The sequence below is a fragment of the Bradyrhizobium sp. PRIMUS42 genome, from assembly GCF_023006515.1.
Classification (GTDB): Bacteria; Pseudomonadota; Alphaproteobacteria; order Rhizobiales; family Xanthobacteraceae; genus Bradyrhizobium.
The window spans coordinates 1-2,131 of record NZ_JALBGZ010000920.1; the positions used below are offsets into that span (position 1 = coordinate 1).

A 2,131-nucleotide genomic window follows, 5' to 3' on the forward strand; every position below is an offset into this window, starting at 1 on the left:
CAGCTCGGGCAGCCCGGCCCGCCGCAGCAGCACCCGCAGCGCGGGATTGCCGAGCGCGGTCTTGTAGAATTTGGCCAGATGCGGATCGCCGCTGGCTGGGCCCGATAATACGGGATCGCAGACGTCGTAAAGCGAGGGACCGTCCTTCGGCGCCAGCAGCGCCCGGCAGGCGGCGCCGGCAAAATAATGAAAGCTCATGAAATACCTGGTCGCGGGGACTCTGGCGGGGTTTTTGGCCGGGGGCCGGCCAGCGCGCTCCCCACGCGCCACCCCCTTGCAAGTCGTTGAAAAGGCTACCCGGATTCGCAGGAAAAACAAATGTGATCAAAGTCACGGAAATAGCCGGCACGAAGGCTGCATGATTGAGGCTCGGAAAGCGTCCAAGGAGGTGGAAACGCACAAATCTGGGTTGCGAAATTAACCAATGCCTTCAGTCGGTTAGCTCAAATTTTGGGCAATCTATTGCCGGGGAGGCGATATCCGGTTAAGGGTTTGTTTGGTGCGGCGCCGCAAATTGCGCGTAATTCGGGGGCACATCCCCGGCCAATCCCTCAAACCTAAAGACGCTATCGCGCTACTCAAACAGTGTGCGCGCGCTTGGCTGGTCTTTGGCACAGGAAACGAACCGAGATGAATGTAAAGCAGCTCGACCTTTCCAGACGCACGATCGCGGTGGCCGCGGCCCTCATCGGCACGGTCTCGCTGGTGATCGGCGCCCATGCTGCTCTCAACATGCGTGCGATCGATGCCGCCAAGGCCGTCTCGACCGACCAGGTTACGGGTTCGATCGCCCAGACCTCCCGCCTCGCACTCGTCATCGGCAATGGACATTATCCCGACGCCAGCGCGCCGCTGACGCAGTCGATCAACGACGCCCGCGCGCTGTCCTCCTCCCTGCGCAAGAACGGTTTTGACGTCGACATGGTGGAAGACGCGACCAAGGACGACATGGTCCGCGCCGTCAACCGCCTGAAGTCGCGGATCAAGCGCGATACCGTCGTCATGCTGTTCTTCGGCGGCTACGGCGTGCAGGCCGGCCGCGAGAGCTACATGCTGCCTGTCGATGCCGCGATCTGGAAGGAAAGCGACGTCCGCCGCCAGGGCGTTTCCATCGACGGCGTGCTCGACATGATGAAGGAGCAGGGCGCCAAGGCCAGGCTCGTCGTCGTCGACGCCTCCCGCCGCAATCCCTATGAGCGCCGCTTCCGCTCCTACAGCCACGGCCTCGCGCCGATCAGCGCGTCCGACAATGCCCTGATCCTCACCTCGGCCTCGCCCGGCAAGGTCGTCGACGACGGCAAGGGCGAGCACAGCGTGCTGGTCAGCGAGTTCCTCAACAACCTCAACGCTCGGGGCAGTGCCGAAAGCGTCTTCAACAAGACCCGCGTCGCCATCTCCCGCGCCAGCGAAGGCGACCAGGTCCCGATGGTCTCCTCCTCGCTGCTCGAAGACGTGCATTTCGGCGAAGCCGGCGGCTAGTTTTTCTTAGGTCTTGCGACGTCTCGTGCCCCGGACGCGGCGCATCATGCAATGATGCGACGCTGAGCCGGGGCCCATTTTTTTAAGCGAGCTCTCGTAGGGTGGGCCAAGGCGCAACGCGCCGTGCCCCACCATTTTTCCAGGACTTCGATAGAAAGACCTGGGCACGCTACGCTTTGCCCACCTTGCGATGTGCGTGTCGTCGCGCACATCTGCATCCACATCGTCATTGCTTCGTCGCTTCGCTCCTCGCAATGACGGCGCGGCGAAAACCTACTTCGCCGCTTCCGCGGCCATCACCGGACGCACCGGATCGCCTTCACGCAAGAGCGCGCCGGCGCGGGCGACGACGACATCGCCTTCGTTGAGGCCGTCGCGGACCTCGATATTGCCGCCGGACATCAAGCCGACCTCGACACGCTTGGTCTCGACGCGGTTGCGGCGGATCACCTGCACGACGGTGCCGGCGGAGGAATATTGCACTGATGTCAGCGGCACCGCGACGTTGCAGCTCTGCCCGGTCTTGATCAGCGCACGTCCACTCGCCTTCTTTGCCTTGGCCACCTGGTCCGCCAGCTCGCGCAATTGCTGCTGGTCGAGCATCTTGTTGTCCACCATGCCGACGAGGACCTCCTCGATCGAGCCGTTGCAG

The 2,131-nt window shown here is 63.0% G+C and carries 1 protein-coding gene and 2 pseudogenes; 1 reads left to right on the forward strand and 2 read right to left on the reverse strand.

The features are described from left to right. Positions 1-198, reverse strand: a pseudogene (locus MOV75_RS35675) (hypothetical protein); the annotation flags it as partial. Between the two features lie 432 nt (positions 199-630). Between MOV75_RS35675 and MOV75_RS35680 the strand changes: the two are divergent. Further along, positions 631-1,479 (forward strand): caspase family protein, encoded by an 849-nt coding sequence (locus MOV75_RS35680; protein ID WP_246932049.1) that lies wholly within the window; start codon positions 631-633, stop codon positions 1,477-1,479. A 273-nt stretch (positions 1,480-1,752) separates the two neighbouring features. Here the strand turns inward: MOV75_RS35680 and MOV75_RS35685 are convergent. After that, positions 1,753-2,131, reverse strand: a pseudogene (locus tag MOV75_RS35685) (hypothetical protein); the annotation flags it as partial.